This window comes from Pelagimonas sp. (genome assembly GCF_058892305.1).
Genome location: NZ_JBZXVN010000019.1, coordinates 23,728 through 44,589 on the forward strand (window position 1 = coordinate 23,728; position 20,862 = coordinate 44,589).

The window sequence follows — 20,862 nt, forward strand, 5'->3', positions numbered from 1 at the left end:
TTGCAAGACAGGGTCTTTTTGCGTTATCTGCGGCCTCTGATCGGGGTGCGAATTTTTTGACGAAAATGGCCGCCCGCCCGCCAAAAACGCGACAGGACATGACATGACCGAGCCCAAGAAGCTTTTCATCAAGACCTATGGTTGTCAGATGAACGTCTATGACAGCGAACGCATGGCCGAGGCCATGGGCGGCGAGGGCTATGTTCAAACGGACACACCCGACGACGCGGACATGATTCTCCTCAATACCTGTCACATCCGCGAAAAGGCGGCAGAAAAGGTCTATTCCGAGCTTGGCCGCTACAAAGGCCTCAAGGCCGAAAAACCCGATCTCAAAATCGGGGTTGCCGGTTGTGTGGCACAGGCCGAAGGCCAAGAGATCATGCGCCGTCAGCCAATGGTCGATTTGGTGGTTGGTCCGCAAAGCTACCATCGTCTGCCCGAGCTTGAGGCCAAAGCCCGCTCTGGTCAAAAGGCCTTGGATACGGATTTTCCCGAGGATGACAAATTCACTGCACTGAAGTCACGCCCCAAAGCCAAGCGTGGCCCGACGGCGTTTTTGACGGTGCAAGAGGGCTGTGACAAATTCTGCGCCTTCTGCGTCGTGCCCTACACTCGTGGGGCCGAAGTCAGCCGCCCCGCGACCCGCATCATGGATGAGGCGCGTGATCTGGTGGACCGCGGCGTGCGCGAGCTGACCTTGCTGGGCCAAAACGTCAACGCCTATCATGGCCACGACAATGGGCTTGGCGGGTTGATCCGCGAATTGGCCAAGATTGACGGCTTGCAACGTATTCGTTTCACCACCTCGCATCCCAATGACATGGACGATGATCTCATTGCCGCTCATGGTGATTGTGACAAGTTAATGCCCTATCTTCACCTGCCGGTTCAGGCGGGGAGCGACAAAATCCTCAAACGGATGAACCGCGCGCACACAGCCGAGGAATACCTGAAGCTGATCGAAAGACTGCGTTCCGTGCGCCCCGATCTGCATCTGTCCGGTGACTTTATTGTCGGATTCCCCGAAGAAACCGAAGCAGATTTCCAAGACACGCTCGACCTGATCAAAGCCGTTGAATATGGCTCGGCCTTTTCGTTCAAATACTCCGAACGCCCCGGCACCCCGGCCGCTGAACGCGCTCAGGTCCCCGAGGATGAAAAGAATGACCGCCTGCAGCGTCTTCAGGCCCTGTTGTCTCAACAACAGCGCGCCCTTCAAGACGCAATGATTGGCCGCGATGTTTCGGTTTTGATCGAAAAAGCCGGTCGCGAGCCGGGGCAGATGGTCGGAAAATCCGAGTATCTGCACGCCGTTCACGTCCAAGCAGAAGGACAAGCCGAGGGAATCGCCCCCGGTGACATGATCCCGGTGCGAATCGTTTCGTCGGGTCGAAACTCGCTAAATGGCGACGTACTCCCGCGCTAAACCCCTTAACAAGCCATTGTTTCGTAATGGCGAACAAGGTTATCCACAAGAAAGCATTAGGAATTCGGGAATTGTTTCCGATTCCGCGCCAATGAGTCGGCCTTTTCGCTTCACACGCGTGAATTGTTTGCTAATGTGTTGATTATAGTAAGTTTGCGTGTGCCGCTGCCAAATCGTGCGCGCGCAGTGGGGGAAACACAAACCAAGGGACAGTGGCTGTGGCTAATCGTATGACCAAAGCCGTCGGCGCAATCGCGCTGGCTGCTCTCGCTGGCATTTCGGCCGCCGCGCCGGCATTTGCCGATGTAGCGGGGCAAAAATCACCTTTCATTTCGACGCAAAACACGCGCACCATTCAGGGTGAGCAATATATTCCAGGTATCTGGATTGACCCGGATGGCTGCCAGCACTGGGTTATGGATGACGGTGTCGAAGGGTACATGTCACCGCGCACCGACCGCAAAGGCATTCCAGTCTGTAACCGCGGCAACGTCTGTGGTGTGATGAACTCGGACCAATTCTTTGCGACAGATAGCCATCGTATCTCGTCGTCGGGCAAGCAGCGTCTGGCACAGTTCTTCAACAACGCTTCTGCGACCGCCTATATCATTGCCGGTCACACCGACAGCCGCGCCTCGGACAGCTACAACATGAAGTTGTCGTACAACCGCGCGATGGCGGTTGCACAGGTTGCGCGGTCTACCGGGGCCAATATCTCGGACGTGCGTGGCTTTGGTGAGCGTCAACCCGTTGCCTCCAATGCAACGTCGACCGGCATGGCTAAAAACCGCCGCGTTGAAATCATCTGTATCCGCTAAGGGGGTCACACTATGAAACTGACGAAATTGGCCCTTGTGACCGGTGTTGCCGCTGCCTTTTTGGCGGGCTGTACCCCGATCGGACCGGACAAAAGCCTCGACCGTGGCCTGTTTGACAAAGATGACCTGAGCACCATGCATGCGGGTATCTGGGTTGATCCAAACGGCTGTGATCACTGGATCATCGACGATGGCGTCGAGGGTTACCTGTCGGCGCGTCTCGACAAATATGGCAAGCCTGTTTGCTCGGGTACCGCGCCTCCAACGATTGCGACCGGCAACTTCAAGCAGGGGTCGACATCTATCATTGGTGACCCGCGCTAAAATTTGGATGCTTCATCCTACAAAACGGCCGCGCAGCGTATTGCGTGGCCGTTTTTGATTCTATCCCCAGAAGAATGAACTACGACACTTGCGCATCGGCGCGCGGCTTGGCACCATATCTATGTATTTTGGCGCAGGAGACATGCGTGACCACTGGCCCATTGACCGAAGCTGTCCTTGAATTTCCCGACAACCGTTTGTTGATCGAACTTTGTGGGGAATATGACCGCAACCTGACTGACATCGAGGCGCGTACCGGGGTGCAAATCCTGCGTCGCGGCAATCAGCTTGCCATTCATGGTGTGCCCGAAGCTCAGGCTGAGGCAACTGAGGTGCTGCGCTCTCTTTATGATCGGCTCGAACAGGGGCGCGAAGTGAGCCATAGCGATATCGACCGTGAATTTCGGATGAGTGAAGAGCCAGGCCCCGATAGCCAGATGGAAATGTCCATCGGTGAAAAGGTCGAAATCAAGACTCGCAAAAAGCTTATCGAGCCGCGCACAGACGCGCAAAAGACCTATGTGAAATCGCTGTTCGAAAAAGAGTTGGCTTTTGGCATTGGCCCGGCGGGGACCGGCAAAACCTATCTCGCGGTTGCGGTTGGGGTGAACATGTTGATCACCGGGGCCGTTGATAAAATCATCCTATCGCGACCGGCGGTCGAAGCGGGCGAAAAGCTTGGCTATCTTCCCGGCGACATGAAGGACAAGGTCGATCCTTACATGCAGCCGCTTTATGACGCACTGAACGACTTTGTGCCGGGCAAGCAACTGGCGAAAATGATGGAAGAGAAAACCATCGAAATCGCGCCCTTGGCCTTTATGCGCGGTCGGACATTGTCCAACGCCTTTGTGGTGTTGGATGAGGCGCAAAACGCCACCTCGATGCAGATGAAAATGTTCCTGACCCGTCTGGGCGAAGGGTCGCGGATGGTCATCACCGGCGACCGCACCCAGATTGATCTGCCGCGCGGAATGCCCTCGGGCCTTGCAGATGCAGAGCGTCTCCTTGATCGTATCCCCGAGATTTCGTTCAACTATTTCACCGCCAAAGATGTTGTGCGCCACCCACTCGTGGCCGCGATTATCGAAGCCTATGAAGAAGACGCCAAATCCTGATGGGCATTTCATTTTGCCTGACAAATTCCGGGGGGGCGGGGGCTTGCCCTCGCATCTATCCGCATGACAACTGATACGGTTTTGGAAGACCCGCGTTGGCAAGAGGTCGATCTCTTTGCGCTGGCCGAACGGGCCGAACAGGGGGTGTTTGCCCGGCTTTCACTCGATCCTGATAGCCACGAAGTGGTGGTCATGGGATGTGATGACAGCCGTATCAAGGACCTAAACACTGATTTTCGCGACAAGCCGCGTGCCACGAACGTTCTCTCTTGGCCGCATGAGGACCTGTCCGCCGAAACGCCCGGCGGGTCTCCGCTCGCGCCCGAGGCCGAAGAGCTCGGTGATATTGCCATTGCCTTTGAAACCTGTCAGCGCGAAGCGCAGGAACAGGGCAAACCCATGGCTGATCACGTCACTCACCTGCTTGTTCATGGCGTGTTACATTTGTTGGGGTATGACCATATCCGTGACGAAGATGCCACGCTTATGGAACAGTTAGAGGTTGAAATACTTGGCAAACTCGGTCTGCCCGACCCATATAGAGAGGATGCAGGGCCAACCGGCCTATGATTGGTATGGATTGATGGGCGAAACAGACGGCTCGTCTAACGCAGCGCAAAGCGCGCGTGAGATGACACAATTGAATAAGAAACAGAGCGAAGGTGGCTTTTTCCACAAGCTTTTTGGCCGGTTGGGCGGTGCGAAGAATGTGGAAGACCCACAGCCTGACAAACCCTTGCGAACCGTGTACCAACCTCCGACGCTTGGTTTGGGCAACCTGTCCCGGATGCGGGTCGAAGACGTTGCGATACCCAAAGCCGACATTGTTGCGGTGCAAAACACCATCACCAAAGAAGAATTGGTGAGCGTATTTCGCGAATCGGGTTTGACCCGTTTGCCCGTCTATGACGGGACGCTCGACACCCCGATTGGTATGGCCCACCTCAAGGATTTTGCCCTAAGCCAAGGGTTCAATGGCGCAGGCGGCAGTTTTGACCTCAAGAAAATGCTGCGCCCGCTGCTCTTTGTGCCCCCGTCGATGCCGATTGGCGTTCTGCTCACCAAGATGCAGACGGAACGGCGGCATATGGCCTTGGTCATTGATGAATACGGCGGTGTTGACGGTCTCGTCACGATTGAAGACCTGATCGAACAGGTCATCGGTGAGATTGAGGATGAACACGACACCGATGAGGGACAATATTGGACCAAAGAACGGCCCGGTTGCTACCTTGCCCTGTCGAAAACTCCGCTTGAGGAGTTTGAGGCCGAGCTGAGCATGCAGCTCACCGATCACGACGATATTGATGCCGAAGAGATCGACACGCTGGGCGGGTTGGTCTTTATGCTGGCGGGCCATGTGCCGACACGGGGCGAAATCGTTCCGCACCCAGCGGGGCTAGATTTCGAAGTGGTTGATGCCGACCCGCGCCGGATCAAACGTCTGCGCGTTCGCTTGCCCGGTGTCGCGCGCGCTTCTGTCACCGCTCCCAAGCTTTCTGCTCCGGCCCCCAAAGCCGGGAATGCGCATGCCGACTAATACGCAGGTGGCCACCCCGCCGCTGATCCGTTGGATACGCTTGCCGCTGGCCATTGCGGCGGGTGCGCTTATGGCATTGGGGCTTGCGCCTTATGACCTTTGGTATCTTGGGATGGCCGGGCTGTGCTTTGCGTTCTGGTTGTATCGCGCCGCGCCGGTTGGTCTTTATGCGGTCGGCACGGGCTGGGGTGTCGGCCTTGGCTATTTCGGTGTTGCGCTTGGCTGGATCGTCGAACCCTTCATGGTCGATGCGGCGGCCACTGGCTGGATGGCACCCTTTGCCCTATTGGGCATGTCGGGGGGGCTTGCGCTTTTCTGGGCATTGGCCTTTTGGGTCGCCGCCCATAACGCCCGTGCCCCCGCCATTGCTTTGGTTCTGACCTGGAGCGCGGCGGAACTGGCCCGCGCCTATGTCTTCACTGGGTTTCCATGGGCCTTGTTAAGTTACATCCTCATGCCGACGCCAGCTATGCAATGGGTGTCGGTGGTTGGACCACACGGGCTCACAGTGGGGCTTTTGTCATTTGCAGCGCTCTCGGTTGCGGCGATCCGTTCGAACTCCAATCGGGTCGCTTTGGCGGCGGGGGCTGGTGTGACGGCGCTTTTGCTGTTCCTTGGCGGATGGGGGCTTACCCCGCCTATCCAAGACCTAAGCGACCGGCCCTATGTTCGTCTAATACAACCAAATGCCGAGCAGCATGAAAAATGGGATCCCCGCATGATCCCGGTGTTTTTTGAACGTCAGCTTAATTTGACCGAGACCCCGGTGATTGAGGGCGGACAAAAGCCAGCGCTGATCGTTTGGCCGGAAACGGCACTGCCGGTGATGTTGGAACGCGCCGATGACGCGCTTGGCATGGTTGCTGATGCCGCCGCAGGCGCACAGGTTGTCGTTGGCCTACAACGCGGTGGGGAAGGAACCTATTTCAATTCTCTGGCGCTTTTGAATGGCGAGGGTCAGCTGGCCCAAGTTTATGACAAGCACCATTTGGTGCCGTTTGGTGAATACATGCCCGCGGCGGCGGTGTTCAAACGCTGGAATATTGCCGGTCTCGCGGCGCGCGCGGATGGCGGCTATACACCGGGTCCGGGGCCGACATTGCTTGAAATGGGCAAACTTGGTCTGGCGCTGCCGCTGATCTGCTACGAAGCGGTGTTTCCCCAAGATGTCTACCGCAGCCCGTCGCGCCCGGATTTCCTTTTGCAGATCACAAATGATGCGTGGTTTGGCAAATGGTCCGGCCCCTATCAACACCTCGCCCAAGCCCGCATTCGTGCCATCGAACAGGGGCTGCCGATGCTGCGCGCCGCCAATACCGGCGTTTCGGCGGTAATTGATGGGGCGGGGCGCATCGTTGCAGACCTTGATTTGGGTGTTGCGGGCAAAGTTGATGCGCCTTTGCCAGCGCCCTTACGGGTAACGGTTTATTCACGCTTCGGGGATTTACCGACACTTATCTTATTAATCGTCTTGTGTATTGGCCTATTCAGGCCGAGGTTGCGCAAAACCGATTGACCTTTGTCGTGGCCCCCCCTAGGCGGGTCTTATCTCAACCTGTCACAACGGCTTCCTGGCGTGACGGCGTTTAACCAATGGAGCACTCATGTCCCGACAGAACTACACTTTCACTTCGGAATCCGTATCCGAAGGCCACCCTGACAAGGTTTGTGACCGCATTTCAGACGCTGTTCTTGATGCTCTTATTGCCGAAGATCCGCTGGCACGCGTTGCGTGTGAAACCTTTGCCACAACCAATCGTGTGGTCATCGGCGGCGAAGTCGGGTTGACCGATCAGGAAAAACTCCACGACTATATGGGCAAGATTGATGCGATTGCCCGCGCTTGTATCAAAGATATCGGCTATGAGCAGGACAAGTTTCACCATGAAACTGTCGAAATCACCAATCTCTTGCACGAACAATCTGCGCATATCGCGCAGGGCGTAACGGGTGAGCAAGGCGACGAAGGTGCCGGAGATCAGGGGATCATGTTTGGTTACGCAACCAACGAAACCGACGCCCTCATGCCCGCGCCGATCCAATATAGCCACGCGATCCTGCGCCGTTTGGCCGAGGTGCGCAAAAACGGGACAGAGCCTGCGCTTGGTCCAGATGCGAAATCGCAGCTGTCAGTGAACTATGACAATGGCAAACCCGTTGGCATCAGCTCGCTTGTTCTCTCGACCCAGCACTTGGATGAGACACTGAGCTCCAGCGATATTCGCGCCATTGTCGAACCCTATATTCGCGAAACGCTGCCTGATGGTTGGCTGACCGATGCCACCGAATGGCACGTAAACCCGACCGGCAAGTTTGTGATCGGTGGTCCAGATGGCGACGCGGGTCTGACCGGGCGCAAGATTATTGTCGACACCTACGGCGGCGCGGCCCCGCATGGTGGCGGCGCGTTTTCTGGCAAAGATCCGACCAAGGTTGACCGCTCGGCCGCCTATGTGGCGCGATATTTGGCCAAAAACGTTGTTGCGGCGGGGATGGCGGATCGCTGTACCGTGCAATTGTCCTATGCGATTGGTGTGGCCAAGCCGCTGTCGATCTATGTCGACACCCACGGCACCGGTGACGTCGAGGCTCGCGATATCGAAGCGGCAATCCCAAAGGTGATTGACCTGACTCCGCGCGGCATCCGTACCCATCTTGAGCTGAACAAGCCAATTTATCAGCGGACCGCAGCCTATGGCCACTTTGGGCGCGCTCCAGAAGCCGATGGCGGCTTTAGCTGGGAGCGGACCGATTTGGTGGACGCACTGCGCAAGGCAGTGTGACCCCAAATCTTTTGCAAAAGATTTGCAAATTCCGTGCACGGAATTTGGGCGCAGGTTTCACGACCTGCGCCCTTTTTCATCCGATCAACGTGATTTCACAGGGGCCGGATGCACGTCGCAAACTATGGATCGCCTCTAATTCCGGATCGTTGATCCAACCCATCGCGGCCTCGCGATCGGGGAACGATAGCAAAACGGCGCGTCCCGGTGCTGGAGTATCGCCCTCAAGCCGGGTTGGTGTCGCGCTCATCGCTTCGGGCTTGGCTCCATATTTCGCCAACGCGGCACCGGCTTGTGCGGCATAGGCGTCAAAGCTGTCTTGATCGGTGATGGTGAGTTGTACAAACGCATAGATCATTGTGAGTTCCTGTTTCCTGAGGTGGGTCTGATGTAGGCCCCGCCGCAGCGTGCGAAAACGAGTGCTTTTGCACGCCAGTCATGCAAAAAGGCACGTATGGATGCACATTGGGATGATTTGAAAACTGTTATGGTGCTGGTCCAGCGCCGCTCATTGGCCGAGGCTGCCAAGGTCTTGGGGATCAGCTACACCACCGTTGCGCGGCGTGTGACACGGATTGAAACGCAGTTGCAGCAAGGTCTGTTTATCCGCCAACCAGACGGGTATCAGCCAACCGAAGCGGGGCTTTTGGTGGCCAAACATGCCGAACAAATGCAAGCCGCCGAACATGATATGATGCGCGGGTTGACCGGCGGTGACACGCGTTTGCAGGGCAAGCTAACCGTCACCGCGCCGCAACTCATGATCGCCTATGTCTTTGCGCCCGTTCTTAAACAATTTCAAACGGCGCACCCGGCGGTCGACCTGCAAATTCGCGCCACCAATGATGTGCTTGATCTCACCCGGCGCGAGGCCGATTTGGCCATCCGTGTGAGCCGCAGTCCGGGGGATAGCCTAACGGGCCTGCGCCTCGCGGAGCAGGAAACCGCAAGCTTTGCAACGCAGGAGTGGGCAGACCGCTACCGCACCAATCCGCAAGGCCCCATGGATTGGATTGTTTACGCCGCCCACAAATCGCTTCCTGAAATGGTGTTAGAGGCCGCGCCGGGATCGCGGATTTGTTTTCGCTTTGACGATATGGTCGCCATGGCCGGGGCCGCGCAAGCCGGGCTTGGCGTGGTGCGCATGCCGGTGTTTTTGGGGCGGGCTTTGCCGGGGCTTGTGCAGCTGCCGATCCTGCCGCCCCAGCCCTATGCCGATATCTGGGTTGTTGGGCACCCTGACGTCTGGCCCTCGGCACGGGTCACGGCCTTTCGCGAGATGCTTGTGCCGTTCATGCGGTCCAAACGGGCGGAATTTGTCGGATAACGCGCCTACACGGGGCTCTGAAAGATTGCCATGCGCGCCCGCTCTGATAAAAGCGCCGCCATGACCACATCAAACAAACATCCCGGCGCGCCGTGGCGCAACTTCTATGGACGTATCAAGGGCAAGACCCTGAAACAGTCACAAGAGGCCTACCTTGACGAAGATCTCGCGGCCTTGTCGCCCGGTGCGATCGACTGGGACGACAACCCCGAACGTACGCCGCTTGACACAAAGGCGATGTTTGACGGCAAGCCGGTCTGGCTGGAAATCGGCTTTGGGGGTGGCGAACACATGGTGCATCAGGCAGTGAACAACCCCGATGTCGGCATCATCGGATGTGAGCCTTATATCAACGGGGTTGCCATGTTGCTTGGCAAAATCCGTCAATCTGGGGCGACGAACCTCAAGGTGCATCCCGGCGATGTCCGCAACCTGTTTGACGTGCTGCCTGCGCAATCGCTCGACAAGGCGTTTTTGCTCTATCCCGATCCATGGCCGAAAAAACGCCACCATCGTCGCCGTGCGGTGACGCCAGAGTATCTCGACCCTTTGGCGCGGGCGCTCAAACCGGGGGCAGAGTTTCGTGTCGCCACCGACATTCCCGACTATGTGCGCCAAACCATGATCGAAGTGCCCAAGGCAGGCTTTGAATGGTTGGCCGAAGGGCCAAGCGATTGGCGCGACTCGTGGGGGGATTGGATTTCGACCCGCTATGAGCAAAAAGCGCTCCGCGAAGGCCGCGTGCCCCATTATATGACCTTTCGCAAGATTTAAGCGGGCAGGGGGCGTTGCCCCGTCTCAGCGAGGCTGAGACTCTCCGGGATATTTTGGGACAGAAGAAACCAAAGGCGTGTTTCGTGACGCATGGACAGTGCGCGGGGCATGTTTTATCACTCCCGCGACCGCTAACAGGAAAGAATATTACCTATGTCCAGCCACGGTGACCCGATCCCGATGACCTCTCGCGCCTCTGGCCCTTTGACGGGTGAGGCGCATGTGCCGGGTGACAAATCGATTTCGCACCGGTCGCTGATCTTGGGTGCGATGACCGTTGGCGAAACCAAGGTCACTGGATTGCTCGAAGGTCAGGACGTTTTGGACACCGCCAAGGCGATGCAGGCCTTTGGGGCCGACATCGAAAAGCGCGATGGCACATGGTATATCAACGGCGTTGGGGTCGGCGGTTTTGCCGAGCCGGAGAACGTGATTGATTGTGGCAACTCCGGCACTGGCGTGCGTCTGATCATGGGGGCGATGGCGACCTCACCGATCACCGCGACCTTTACTGGCGATGCGAGCCTGAATGGCCGCCCAATGGCCCGTGTAACCGATCCGCTGGCGCTGTTTGGGACCAAATCCTATGGCCGCGCGGGGGGGCGTTTGCCGATGACAATTGTGGGCGCGGCCCAACCGATGCCGGTCCGTTACGAGACGCCGGTGCCTTCGGCGCAGGTGAAATCAGCCGTGTTATTGGCTGGCTTGAATGCACCCGGTGAAACCGTTGTGATCGAAAAAGAAGCCACCCGCGATCATTCCGAACGGATGTTGGCCGGATTTGGCGCCACGATCAGCACCGAGCAAACCAATGAGGGGCGGGTGATCACCCTTCAGGGGCAGCCCGAGTTCAAACCGCAAACCATCATTGTTCCGCGTGATCCCAGCTCGGCGGCCTTCCCGGTCTGTGCGGCGATCATCACCGAAGGCTCCGATGTCTTGGTGCCCAATATCGGCCTGAACCCAACCCGCGCTGGGTTGTTCTTTACCCTTCAGGATATGGGCGCAGACCTGACCTTTGAAAACATGCGCGAAGAGGGCGGCGAACCGGTTGCCGATCTACGCGCGCGCTTCTCTCCTGATCTCAAGGGGATCGAAGTGCCCGCCGAGCGCGCCGCAAGCATGATCGACGAATATCCGATCCTCTCTGTGGTTGCGGCATTTGCGAGCGGCAAGACCCACATGCCCGGCGTCAAAGAGCTCCGCGTCAAGGAAAGCGACCGGATCGACGCCATGGCCATCGGGCTGCGCGCCGCCGGTTTGCGTGTGGATGAGGGCGAAGATTGGTGGACGGTTCATGGCCTTGGTCACGGCAATGTGCCGGGTGGCGCCACCGCGGCAAGCCAGCTTGATCACCGCATCGCCATGTCGTTTTTGATCTTGGGCTTTGCCACGCAAAAACCGATGTCGGTTGATGATGGGGGGCCAATCGCCACCTCTTTTCCAGTCTTTGAAAGCCTGATGGGCGATTTGGGCGCTACGATCGAGCGTTCAGGAGCCGCGTCATGATGCGCGCCGCTCCGATCCTTGCTGCCCTGTCGGCATCGGTGTTCGGGGTGATGATTTGGTTGGTGGCGACGGTTTTGAAACCCCATGCCGACGGTTTGGCAACCTTTGACGAACGGGTTTTCGGCTATACCCTGCTTGATGCGCGCGCCTATCTTGATGCGCTCGACAGTGTTGGCCGTGCCACCTATTTGGTTGAAATACGGGCGCTCGATTCCGTGTTCCCGGTGGTTTTTGCCATGTTGCTTGGTCATCTGACGATGCGCTGCGCGGCGTGGATGCACCCTTGGTCGCGCATGATACTGGTGCTGCCAGCGGCGGGTTATGCGATCATGGATTTGGGTGAAAATGCCCTTGTTGCCGGGCTTTTGCATGCCGGGTCCGACGGGGTGAGCGCCGACATGGTGTCGCTTGCGTCTGAATTCACCATTACGAAATGGGTTTTGCTTTTGATTTCACTGGTGCTTTTGGCGGTTTTGTGGCTAGTCGCGCGTCGAAAACAAAGCGCATAAGAGGCAGTTTATGGCGTTTACAATTGCAATCGACGGACCGGCGGCGGCGGGCAAGGGCACAATTTCCAAGGCCGTTGCGGCGCATTTTGGCTTTGCCCATCTCGACACGGGCCTTTTGTACCGCGCCGTAGGGGCCAAATTGTTGGCCGGAGTTCCGGCAATAGACGCGGCACTTGCGCTTGAGGCGGCGGATTTAGAACAGGGTGATTTGCTGCGCACGCCCGAGGTCGCGCAAGCGGCGTCAAAGGTGGCGGCGATCCCCGAAGTGCGGGCCGCTTTGGTCGATTTTCAGCGCGCTTTTGCCCGTCGGGCCGGGGGGGCTGTTTTGGATGGTCGTGATATTGGCACGGTGATTTGCCCCAATGCCGAAGCAAAACTTTTCGTCACCGCCTCTGCCGAAACCCGCGCTAAGCGTCGCTTTGCCGAGCTGCAAGACAAGGGGTTGGCGGATGACTTCGCCACCGTTTTGGCCGACGTCAAAGAGCGGGATGACCGGGATATGAACCGCGCCGATGCGCCGTTGAAACCGGCTCAGGATGCGGTGTTGATCGACACCTCGGACCTGAGCATTGATCAAGCTGTGCAAACCGCGATCACTGCAATCGACGAGAAACGCGGCCAACCCTCGTAGTTTGGGCCGCTGGGCTTGGGGGGCTTAGGCGCTCTTGGCCCGGTCTTCGACCTCCGCGTCAAATTTGGCGCGGGCGGCGTCTATGCTCTTTAGGTTGTCAATCGCCCAATAGCCCATCGCCTTGACCGGTTCGCGGAAGGAGTCCCCAAGCGGGGTTAGCGCATATTCAACCTTGGGTGGGATGGTCGGATATTGGGTGCGGCTCACCAACCCGTCGCGTTCCAACTCACGCAAAGTCAGGCTGAGCATTCGCTGTGAAATCCCAAGATGACGTTTCAATTCGTTGAACCGTAAAACCCTGTATTGCGCCAATGAAATCACGATCAACACGCTCCAACGATCCCCCACGCGGGACAAGACATCGTTGATACGTTGGCAATCGGGGCATTTTGCAGCGTCGGCCATGGGTGGTTCCCTTTTTGTGACCGGGGCACAAATTTGTGCCTTCTTGTTCCGGGTTCGGTTCTGTTTATATAGCCAGTTACAAATTGATACCACCCCAAGGATGAATAGACGATGACGTCGCTACTGGACAAACTGAACTGGCGCTATGCCACCAAAAAAATGGACCCGAGCAAAACGGTTCCCCAAGATAAGCTCGACCAAATCCTAGAGGCCATTCGCCTCGCACCGACCTCGTCGGGGACACAGCCCTTCGAAGTTTTCGTCGTCACCAACCCTGAAATCCGCGCCGAGATTCAGAAGGTCGCTTGGGATCAGGCACAGGTGACCGAAGGCTCGCATCTTTTGGTTTTTGCGGCCTGGGATAATTACACCGCGGACCGGATCGACGCGGTGTTCAACCAGATGGAAGACGAGCGCGGCAAGAGCGAGATGCTCGCCGGGTATTATGATAAGCTGAAAAGCACTTACCTGCCGCGCGATGCCGACGTGAACCACAATCATGCTGCCCGTCAGGCCTATATCGCGCTTGGTTTTGCCCTTGCGGCTGCGGCCGAGCTTGAGATCGACAGCACCCCGATGGAAGGGTTTGACCCAGACAAGGTCGACGACATTCTGGGCCTGCGTGAAAAGGGGCTGCGCTCCACCACGCTCTTGCCACTGGGCTATCGTCAGGAAGACGGGGATTGGTTGGTTAATATGAAGAAAGTGCGCAAGCCAAGCAAAGGTTTCATCACGGAAATTGCGTAAATCGCTTTTGTTGCTGATACCCTAGGTCAGACCAAAATCCATTGGTCTGACCTTTTCCTAAACAAGTTCCGTTTTAGCCGCTGATTTTATATTCGGCCGAAGTGCTACCGTCGCGGCGGTGAAAGACGACTGTGTCGCCCTTGATCTCGGGTGTGCTGCAGAATTCTTTGCCCTTAAGTTGCTCTGGCGCTGAAAAGACCGTGCAAGCGTCGGTCGCATGTACGGTGTAGACCCCGGAAACCGGCTTGTCGCGCATGCTTCCGTTGACCGTTCCATCTGCGTTGTAGACAAAAGTCGCGCCGCCTTCCGCCGTCAACGTTTTGCCGATCAAGGGCGCGATGACGGATGTGGGGGCCTTTTCCATAGATGCGTCCGTGGTGCTTTGGCACGCGCTCAGCACTAGGGTTGCTGCTACAATCATTAAGCTTGTCGTTTTCATAACTTTCTCCAATAGGTGTTTTAATCCCGACACCCTTTCGGCCTATCTAAGAAATTGCAAGGGCCACAACGGTTTGACCGACCACTCTTGACCCTTGGCTGGTTCTTTGGTTGCTTTCGTAGGTGTTACAAGGGCGTATGAACGAGTGATGAAAGATGAAGCGGCGGTTGATCCATGGCTGGATGACCTTTTAGACTACCGGTCTTTTGGCAAGACATTCACAAATTTGGTGACCTCCTTTGACGAGGGGAGGGTTATCTCGATCGAGGCCGGATTTGGCCGCGGCAAGACCTTTTTCCGTCAAGCATGGGCACAGGAGTTAACGGCCAGAGGCGAAGTGGTCATCGAGCTTGATGCGCAACGTTCGGATCACTCCGGTGACCCGGTTGTGACCTTTATGGGGGCGATGGCCGCCAAACTCTCTAAACACGAAACCACGAAGGCACAGCAAGCGTTGGTCGCTGTATCCAAATATGGGCGTATGGGGCTGCGGGCCGGCACACGGTTTCTTTTGCGTGAAGGCGCAGAAGAGCTAATTGGAGAGGCACAGGAGACCTTGCTGGCCGAAGTTGAGGGTTGGGAGGCCTTGGAAGACGCCATCAAGGACGGCGGCGACGCTCTGACCAAATCCGCTGGTGCAGTCATTGCCAAACAGTTGGCAACTGAAAAAGCCCGTGAAACCATTCCGAAACAGTTGGAGATTTTGCGGAAGGCGTTGACCGGCAAAGACGACGGCGGCCGTGTCATCATCTTGATTGATGAGCTTGACCGTTGTCACCCAGACTATGCTTTGGCGCTGCTTGAGGCGATGAAACTGGTCTTTGATCAACCGGGGTATGTTTTTGTCTTGATGGTCAACGCGGATTACCTCGAACGTATTGCCGAGCATCGTTTTGGTAAGATGGAAGACGGCGAGCGATACCTGGAGAAGTTCGTCGACATGCGACTGGCGCTGCCAATGACCGATGCGGTATTGTCGGCGGCGGTTGAACGATTGGCTCTCAACCTTCCGCTGGCCATTCCGTTTGGTGAGCATGAGGAGTTTTCGGTGGAACGGGCCGCCCGTTTGGCGGGGGAGCTAGCTCCCAAAAGCGGGTTGTCGATGCGGCAGTTAAAGCGGGTGCTCTTACGGGTCGAGATGGCCTTGCGCTGTTATAAAGACCAACCGATAGATTGCGCGCTGTTGGTTTGGTTGGCGTTTCGAAAAGTCTTTGAAGAAAATCCTAAGGTAGAGTTTTCTACATCGTTCCTTCCTAGGGCCGGTTTAAAGCCAGATCTGGCGGAAGTTGCAGGGGAAGATTTTTGGGGAAAAATGAAAAAAGAAAAGATTCTTGGGTTTGTTCGAAAAAATTGCATGGAGTTGAAGGACCTAACTGACGACCGGTATTTCCTTCCCGAGGAAAGCAATTTTGAATGGTGGGCCAAGATTGGTATCTACCTCGCCCCCAACTACATCCCCCGCCACCAAGCCATGCTCGATGCTGTCCATCAAATCGAGGCGAAATGACCCGTCGGGCTTGCCCATAGCCATATTTCATTGTAAGGACGCCGCTATCTGACGGCCATCAAGAGTCGCAGTTCGTGGTGAGCAGGGCCTGGGGATTGCCTCCGGCCCTTCTTGTTTGTGTTTTTCACCGCATCTGCATTCTACATATGACGGCCCCAGAAACAACGAAACTAAGACCCGTGGAGACAACCGCGCGGCCCGAATAAACCAATGTAAAGGATTTGACGCCACATGGCTGATGCAACAATGGAAGAATTCGAAGCCCTCTTGAACGAGAGCCTCGAAATGGACACACCGGAAGAAGGTTCGGTTGTCAAAGGTAAGGTTATCGCAATTGAAGCGGGCCAAGCCATTATCGACGTAGGCTACAAGATGGAAGGCCGCGTTGAACTTAAAGAATTCGCAGAACCCGGCGAAGCCCCAAGCGTAAATGTTGGCGACGAAGTCGAGGTTTACCTCCGCTCCGCCGAGAACGCCAAAGGCGAAGCCGTTATCTCGCGCGAGATGGCGCGCCGTGAAGAAGCCTGGGATCGCCTGGAAAAAGCTTACGCCGACGACGCCCGCGTCGAAGGTGCAATCTTTGGCCGCGTCAAAGGTGGCTTCACTGTTGATCTGGGTGGCGCAGTTGCGTTCTTGCCCGGTTCGCAGGTTGACGTGCGCCCCGTGCGTGACGCTGGCCCATTGATGGGTCTCAAGCAGCCGTTCCAAATCCTGAAAATGGACCGTCGCCGTGGTAACATCGTTGTATCGCGTCGTGCGATCCTCGAAGAATCCCGTGCCGAACAGCGCGCCGAAGTTATCGGCAAGCTGCAAGAAGGTGATTCCGTCGACGGCGTTGTCAAAAACATCACCGAATACGGTGCGTTTGTTGACCTCGGCGGTGTTGACGGCCTGCTCCACGTCACCGACATGGCATGGCGCCGTGTGAACCACCCATCCGAGATTCTGACAATTGGCGAAACCGTCAAGGTTCAGGTTATCAAGATCAACAAAGAGACCCACCGTATCTCCCTCGGCATGAAACAGCTGCAGGAAGATCCATGGGATCTGGTTGGCGCCAAGTACCCACTGTCGTCGGTCCACAAAGGCCGCGTCACCAACATCACCGATTACGGTGCATTTGTTGAGCTTGAGCCCGGCGTTGAAGGTCTGGTTCACGTGTCCGAAATGTCTTGGACCAAAAAGAACGTTCACCCCGGCAAGATCGTTTCCACTTCGCAAGAAGTCGACGTCATGGTTCTGGAAATCGACGGCTCCAAGCGCCGCGTTTCCCTTGGTCTCAAGCAGACCATGCGCAACCCATGGGAGCAGTTCGCTGAAACCTATCCTGAGGGCACTCAGGTTGAAGGCGAAGTCAAGAACATCACCGAATTCGGTCTGTTCATTGGCCTCGAAGGCGACATCGACGGCATGGTTCACCTCTCCGACTTGTCCTGGGACGAGCGCGGCGAAGATGCGATCCAGTCCTACCACAAGAACGACGTGGTTCAGGCCGTTGTCTCCGAAGTCGACATCGAAAAAGAGCGTATCTCGCTTTCGATCAAGGCACTGGGTGGCGACAAGTTCGCAGATGCGGTTGGCGGCGTGAAGCGCGGCTCGATCGTAACCGTCGAAGTGACAGCCATCGAAGATGGTGGCGTCGAAGTGGAATACGAAGGCATGAAATCCTTCATCCGCCGCTCCGATCTGTCGCGTGACCGTGCAGAGCAGCGCCCAGAGCGCTTCAATGTTGGTGACAAAATCGACGTTCGCGTAACCAACATCGATTCCAAGACACGTCGTCTTGGCCTGTCGATCAAAGCCCGCGAAATCGCAGAAGAAAAAGAAGCCGTGGAACAGTATGGTTCCTCCGACTCCGGTGCGTCCTTGGGCGACATCCTGGGCGCGGCTCTGAAAAGCGGCGACGAGTAATCGTTCACCCCTTTGAAAACTCGAAAGGCCTCGGAGAAATCCGGGGCCTTTTGCTTTTGGGCGGTTTTGTGAATGGCGCTCTAGGCGCATGCCTCTTCGGCAAAGCGCCCATTATTCTTGTTGATCAAAGGCCGCCCGTGATCGCGCGACGTCATTGTGCCTGCTGGCCGCCCAACCCGTCAGCGCTTTGAGCAGCGGCAAGAGCTCTTGCCCGATATCAGTCAAAGTGTATCGAACGGCAACGGGTGGTCCGGCGTCCACGTCGCGTGTCAGATAGCCATCTCGTTCAAGGCTTCGCAGGTTTTCGGTCAGAACACGTTGTGTGATGTCGCCAACGGCTCGTTTCAACTCTCCAAACCGCAACGTCCCATCCTCAAGCGCCAGCACGATCAACATCTGCCATTTCCCCGTCACCTTCGACAGAACTTGCCGAACAGGACAGCCATCGACCTCGGCTTTGGATACGGCGGTTACCTTAAGCATACTTGGTTCCTATATAGTGCGTAATTGATACTAGGTGCAGATTTGATACTTCATTTCATACCGAAGGAATCATTTCCTCACAACGGTTGAATGGAGCACCAAAATGACCGCACAAGACCTCGTCCTCGCCGCAGTGGCCGCGATTTTCACCGACTTTGACGTCGATACTGCCAAAGGGTTACTGGCCCCTGACTACATCCAACACAACACCGCGGTGCCAACCGGGGCGGCCCCCGTTCTTGGCTTCATTCCGGGGTTGGAGCAAAGCGGAATTGCCCTGACAACGCACCGCGTTCTGAGCGAAGGCGACATGGTTGTCTTGCACAATACCTATGCCAATGCGCAGGCCTTTGGCGCAGAGACCCTCGTGGCGTTTGACGTGTTTCGGGTCCAAGATGGCCGGGTTGTTGAACATTGGGACAACCTTCAGGTCCCGCCAACCGAAACCGCGTCGGGCCGCTCAATGACAGATGGGCCGACCGAAGTTGTCGATCTGGACCTCACAGGTGAGAACAAGGCGCTGGTCAAAGGGTTTATTGCCGACGTTTTGCACGGCGGTGCACCGGAGCGGATTACCACCTACATCTCGCCCGAGCTTTACCTCCAGCACAATCCATTGGTTGGAGATGGGTTGGATGGGCTTGGTGCGGCATTGACCGCAATGGCCGAGGCTGGTCAGGCGATGGCCTATTCTGAAACTCATATTGTTGTCGGTCAGGGCAATTTTGTGTTTGCTGCGTCTGAGGGTACGATAGGCGACACCCCGACGGCTTTCTTTGATCTCTTCCGCGTTGCGGATGGCAAGATTGTCGAGCACTGGGACACCGTTTCGGAGATCCCCGCCGATATGGCGCATGAGAACGGCAAATTCTAATCTCGTCGCACCCTTCGTCTTACGCGGCGTCGGGTGCGCCCTTGCAAACAAGAGGACACCCATCATGTCGCGCGCACCCGAAAGTGATCGGACATCAGACAAAGACAAAGCGAACGTCATCGCGTTTTACGAGATGATGTTCAACGATTGCCGGCCCGCCGAGGCCATCGCGACCTATGCCGGGGCGGAGTACATCCAACACAACCCGCATGTTGGTGATGGCAAAGCGGCCTTTGTCGCCTATTTCGAACGGATGGCGGCTGAGTACCCCGGTAAACGGGTTGAGGTGAAACGTGCCATTGCCGAAGGCCCATACGTTGTGTTGCACTGCCATCAGATTTGGCCAGATGGTCTTGAATACGCGGGCATCGACATCTTTCGTCTCGATGACACCGGCAAGATCGTTGAGCATTGGGACGTGCTACAGGTCCTTCCCGACAACAGTGCCAACGAAAATGGTATGTTCTAACGCTTGGGTGCCGGGGTTTGGCGCGCGACTATGATATTCGCTAAACGGGCACGAGAGATGTCTTTCTCCTCTAAAATTGAGTTGCACTCGCCCAGCCGCCGCCCATAGTCTGATCGCATTATAGCAGTGCGATTTTTTGGGGGCGTTATGAAACGATTGATGGGTGGATGTGTTTTGGCTTTTTTGGCCATGCCGGTCTTTGCCGCCGGGGCGGACACGTTGAAAATGAAATTCAAGGTTGAGTCCGGCGTTCACACAATGATCGGTGTTTTTGGCAGCGAATGGGAACCGGGACAGGTTCAGACCGAAGCCGCCAAAAACTGTGGGCAAATCGGCAAACCATTGGCGAGCTTCAAGGTCAAAGGCCGCAATTCCCAAGGGCTCACTGTGTTTGAGGCGACCTGCAAATAGGGCCCCACAACGTGGCAGGGCCCTGAACCTTTAAAGGTTGGTGCTGTCATAGCGCAGGCGAATAACCTGCTGTTGGGTGTAGTCGTCAAACCGCTCGCCCAGCTCTTCAAATCCGAAACGCGCATAAAAACGCCGCCCGATTGGGTTGTCCTTGAACACATCGAGTTCCAGAACCGGATGCTTTCTTAGGGCATGGGCCAACAAGGCCCGGCCTTGCCCCGTGCTCTGGCGCTTTGGATTGACGAAAAATCCGCCGACTTCTGTCCCCAATAGCGCGATGAACCCGGTGACTATTCCGTCATGCGTGGCCACATAAGTTTCGGCATTCGGCAGATAGATTTCGCGCACATTGGCCGCTTCTTTGGCCCAGAATTCCTCGGACAAAAAGCTATGCGCCTGACGGCTGGCGGCAAGGTAGATGTCGACGATGGCATCATCGTCTGATGTGGGGTGATAAGGTCTTATCATGGTTTTGATATCTCGTTTGGCCGGGCCTAAGCCCGCCGTTTTAGAATTGGGTGCAAAAATTTAGTCGGCGGTGTGCCGAAGAGCTAAGTTTTGCAATGGTTCATGGGTGTGTTGGCACCCGGCCCAATCAGGACATCAAACCTCCTGTGTTTGGCAGTTAGCTAGACGGATTCTTGGCCAATTTCAAGCGAGGTGGGCCCCGGGTCGCAGTGAAGTCACGGCGAATCGCCGCAGGGAATGCTGCGCCTGCATAGTCGCCATCAGCCCCCTTTCAGTGCCGTTTTTGACAGCATGCGACGAGATTTCTTGTCAAATGGCTGCAAAACATGACTTTTTCCGCGATTGAAGAGTTTTCGGAATGGATTAGCCGTCTTATAGTCGAGCCA

General features: G+C 56.5%; 24 protein-coding genes and 1 riboswitch. Of the genes, 19 read left to right on the top strand and 5 right to left on the bottom strand.

What is annotated here, in order from left to right:
- The first annotated feature begins 103 nt into the window (after positions 1-103).
- The 8 genes from miaB to metK all read left to right on the top strand — a co-directional run bounded on the left by miaB (position 104) and on the right by metK (position 8,012).
- Positions 104-1,429, top strand: coding sequence for a tRNA (N6-isopentenyl adenosine(37)-C2)-methylthiotransferase MiaB (gene miaB, locus AC5EFR_RS08680; protein ID WP_493575455.1), 1,326 nt, complete (start codon positions 104-106; stop codon positions 1,427-1,429).
- Positions 1,430-1,647: 218 nt separating this feature from the next.
- On the top strand, positions 1,648-2,247 hold the full coding sequence (locus AC5EFR_RS08685; protein WP_493575456.1) for an OmpA family protein: 600 nt from the start codon (positions 1,648-1,650) through the stop codon (positions 2,245-2,247).
- Positions 2,248-2,259: 12 nt separating this feature from the next.
- On the top strand, positions 2,260-2,571 hold the full coding sequence (locus AC5EFR_RS08690) for a hypothetical protein (RefSeq protein WP_493575457.1): 312 nt from the start codon (positions 2,260-2,262) through the stop codon (positions 2,569-2,571).
- A gap of 146 nt (positions 2,572-2,717) precedes the next feature.
- Positions 2,718-3,689 carry a PhoH family protein gene (locus AC5EFR_RS08695; protein WP_299922757.1) on the top strand — a complete coding sequence of 324 codons (972 nt, stop codon included), beginning with the start codon at positions 2,718-2,720 and terminating at the stop codon, positions 3,687-3,689.
- Positions 3,690-3,752: 63 nt separating this feature from the next.
- Positions 3,753-4,259 carry an rRNA maturation RNase YbeY gene (gene ybeY, locus AC5EFR_RS08700; protein ID WP_493575458.1) on the top strand — a complete coding sequence of 169 codons (507 nt, stop codon included), beginning with the start codon at positions 3,753-3,755 and terminating at the stop codon, positions 4,257-4,259.
- The gene (locus AC5EFR_RS08705; protein ID WP_493575459.1) at positions 4,237-5,229 is read left to right on the top strand and encodes a hemolysin family protein; all 993 of its coding nucleotides are present in this window, start codon (positions 4,237-4,239) and stop codon (positions 5,227-5,229) included. Before ybeY ends, AC5EFR_RS08705 begins: the two co-directional genes overlap by 23 nt.
- Positions 5,219-6,745, top strand: coding sequence for an apolipoprotein N-acyltransferase (gene lnt / locus AC5EFR_RS08710; protein WP_493575460.1), 1,527 nt, complete (start codon positions 5,219-5,221; stop codon positions 6,743-6,745). The genes AC5EFR_RS08705 and lnt overlap by 11 nt, the downstream gene beginning before the upstream one ends.
- Positions 6,746-6,781: 36 nt before the next feature.
- A riboswitch (SAM-SAH riboswitch) is annotated at positions 6,782-6,830 on the top strand.
- Positions 6,831-6,833: 3 nt separating this feature from the next.
- Positions 6,834-8,012 carry a methionine adenosyltransferase gene (gene metK / locus AC5EFR_RS08715; RefSeq protein ID WP_493575461.1) on the top strand — a complete coding sequence of 393 codons (1,179 nt, stop codon included), beginning with the start codon at positions 6,834-6,836 and terminating at the stop codon, positions 8,010-8,012.
- Between the two features lie 76 nt (positions 8,013-8,088).
- Here metK and AC5EFR_RS08720 read toward each other — a convergent pair whose 3' ends face one another.
- Positions 8,089-8,370 carry a DUF1330 domain-containing protein gene (locus tag AC5EFR_RS08720; RefSeq protein ID WP_493575462.1) on the bottom strand — a complete coding sequence of 94 codons (282 nt, stop codon included), beginning with the start codon at positions 8,368-8,370 and terminating at the stop codon, positions 8,089-8,091.
- A 96-nt stretch (positions 8,371-8,466) separates the two neighbouring features.
- Between AC5EFR_RS08720 and AC5EFR_RS08725 the strand changes: the two genes are divergently transcribed.
- The 5 genes from AC5EFR_RS08725 to cmk all read left to right on the top strand — a co-directional run bounded on the left by AC5EFR_RS08725 (position 8,467) and on the right by cmk (position 12,762).
- Positions 8,467-9,339 (top strand): LysR family transcriptional regulator, encoded by an 873-nt coding sequence (locus tag AC5EFR_RS08725; RefSeq protein ID WP_493575463.1) that lies wholly within the window; start codon positions 8,467-8,469, stop codon positions 9,337-9,339.
- Positions 9,340-9,399: 60 nt separating this feature from the next.
- A complete protein-coding gene (gene trmB, locus AC5EFR_RS08730; protein ID WP_493575464.1) occupies positions 9,400-10,113 on the top strand; it encodes a tRNA (guanine(46)-N(7))-methyltransferase TrmB in 714 nt (237 codons plus the stop codon).
- A gap of 153 nt (positions 10,114-10,266) precedes the next feature.
- The gene (gene aroA / locus AC5EFR_RS08735; RefSeq protein WP_493575465.1) at positions 10,267-11,622 is read left to right on the top strand and encodes a 3-phosphoshikimate 1-carboxyvinyltransferase; all 1,356 of its coding nucleotides are present in this window, start codon (positions 10,267-10,269) and stop codon (positions 11,620-11,622) included.
- The gene (locus AC5EFR_RS08740; RefSeq protein ID WP_493575466.1) at positions 11,619-12,131 is read left to right on the top strand and encodes a hypothetical protein; all 513 of its coding nucleotides are present in this window, start codon (positions 11,619-11,621) and stop codon (positions 12,129-12,131) included. Before aroA ends, AC5EFR_RS08740 begins: the two co-directional genes overlap by 4 nt.
- Before the next feature lie 10 nt (positions 12,132-12,141).
- The gene (gene cmk, locus AC5EFR_RS08745; protein ID WP_493575467.1) at positions 12,142-12,762 is read left to right on the top strand and encodes a (d)CMP kinase; all 621 of its coding nucleotides are present in this window, start codon (positions 12,142-12,144) and stop codon (positions 12,760-12,762) included.
- A 24-nt stretch (positions 12,763-12,786) separates the two neighbouring features.
- On the opposite strand, the gene AC5EFR_RS08750 is transcribed toward cmk, so the two are convergent.
- Entirely contained in the window at positions 12,787-13,167 is a 381-nt protein-coding gene (locus AC5EFR_RS08750) for a winged helix-turn-helix transcriptional regulator (RefSeq protein ID WP_493575468.1), read from the bottom strand.
- Between the two features lie 111 nt (positions 13,168-13,278).
- Between AC5EFR_RS08750 and AC5EFR_RS08755 the strand changes: the two genes are divergently transcribed.
- Positions 13,279-13,914: an NAD(P)H-dependent oxidoreductase gene (locus AC5EFR_RS08755; protein ID WP_493575469.1), complete on the top strand. Its 636-nt coding sequence runs from the start codon at positions 13,279-13,281 to the stop codon at positions 13,912-13,914.
- Between the two features lie 73 nt (positions 13,915-13,987).
- Here AC5EFR_RS08755 and AC5EFR_RS08760 read toward each other — a convergent pair whose 3' ends face one another.
- Positions 13,988-14,335 (bottom strand): hypothetical protein, encoded by a 348-nt coding sequence (locus AC5EFR_RS08760; protein ID WP_493575470.1) that lies wholly within the window; start codon positions 14,333-14,335, stop codon positions 13,988-13,990.
- Between the two features lie 166 nt (positions 14,336-14,501).
- Here AC5EFR_RS08760 and AC5EFR_RS08765 point away from each other — a divergent pair, with 166 nt between their 5' ends.
- Together AC5EFR_RS08765 and rpsA are read left to right on the top strand one after the other, a co-directional pair.
- Complete coding sequence (locus AC5EFR_RS08765) at positions 14,502-15,860, top strand: KAP family P-loop NTPase fold protein (RefSeq protein WP_493575471.1); 1,359 nt, start codon at positions 14,502-14,504, stop codon at positions 15,858-15,860.
- Between the two features lie 231 nt (positions 15,861-16,091).
- Positions 16,092-17,771: a 30S ribosomal protein S1 gene (rpsA, locus tag AC5EFR_RS08770; protein ID WP_493575472.1), complete on the top strand. Its 1,680-nt coding sequence runs from the start codon at positions 16,092-16,094 to the stop codon at positions 17,769-17,771.
- A 111-nt stretch (positions 17,772-17,882) separates the two neighbouring features.
- Here rpsA and AC5EFR_RS08775 read toward each other — a convergent pair whose 3' ends face one another.
- Entirely contained in the window at positions 17,883-18,254 is a 372-nt protein-coding gene (locus tag AC5EFR_RS08775; RefSeq protein ID WP_493575473.1) for a winged helix-turn-helix transcriptional regulator, read from the bottom strand.
- Positions 18,255-18,357: 103 nt separating this feature from the next.
- Between AC5EFR_RS08775 and AC5EFR_RS08780 the strand changes: the two genes are divergently transcribed.
- From AC5EFR_RS08780 to AC5EFR_RS08790, 3 genes are all read left to right on the top strand, one after another.
- Positions 18,358-19,128 (top strand): nuclear transport factor 2 family protein, encoded by a 771-nt coding sequence (locus AC5EFR_RS08780; protein WP_493575474.1) that lies wholly within the window; start codon positions 18,358-18,360, stop codon positions 19,126-19,128.
- Positions 19,129-19,192: 64 nt separating this feature from the next.
- Positions 19,193-19,597, top strand: coding sequence for a nuclear transport factor 2 family protein (locus tag AC5EFR_RS08785; RefSeq protein WP_493575475.1), 405 nt, complete (start codon positions 19,193-19,195; stop codon positions 19,595-19,597).
- A gap of 147 nt (positions 19,598-19,744) precedes the next feature.
- Entirely contained in the window at positions 19,745-20,008 is a 264-nt protein-coding gene (locus tag AC5EFR_RS08790; protein WP_493575476.1) for a hypothetical protein, read from the top strand.
- Between the two features lie 30 nt (positions 20,009-20,038).
- Here AC5EFR_RS08790 and AC5EFR_RS08795 read toward each other — a convergent pair whose 3' ends face one another.
- A complete protein-coding gene (locus tag AC5EFR_RS08795) occupies positions 20,039-20,476 on the bottom strand; it encodes a GNAT family N-acetyltransferase (protein WP_493575477.1) in 438 nt (145 codons plus the stop codon).
- Positions 20,477-20,862 lie beyond the last annotated feature (386 nt).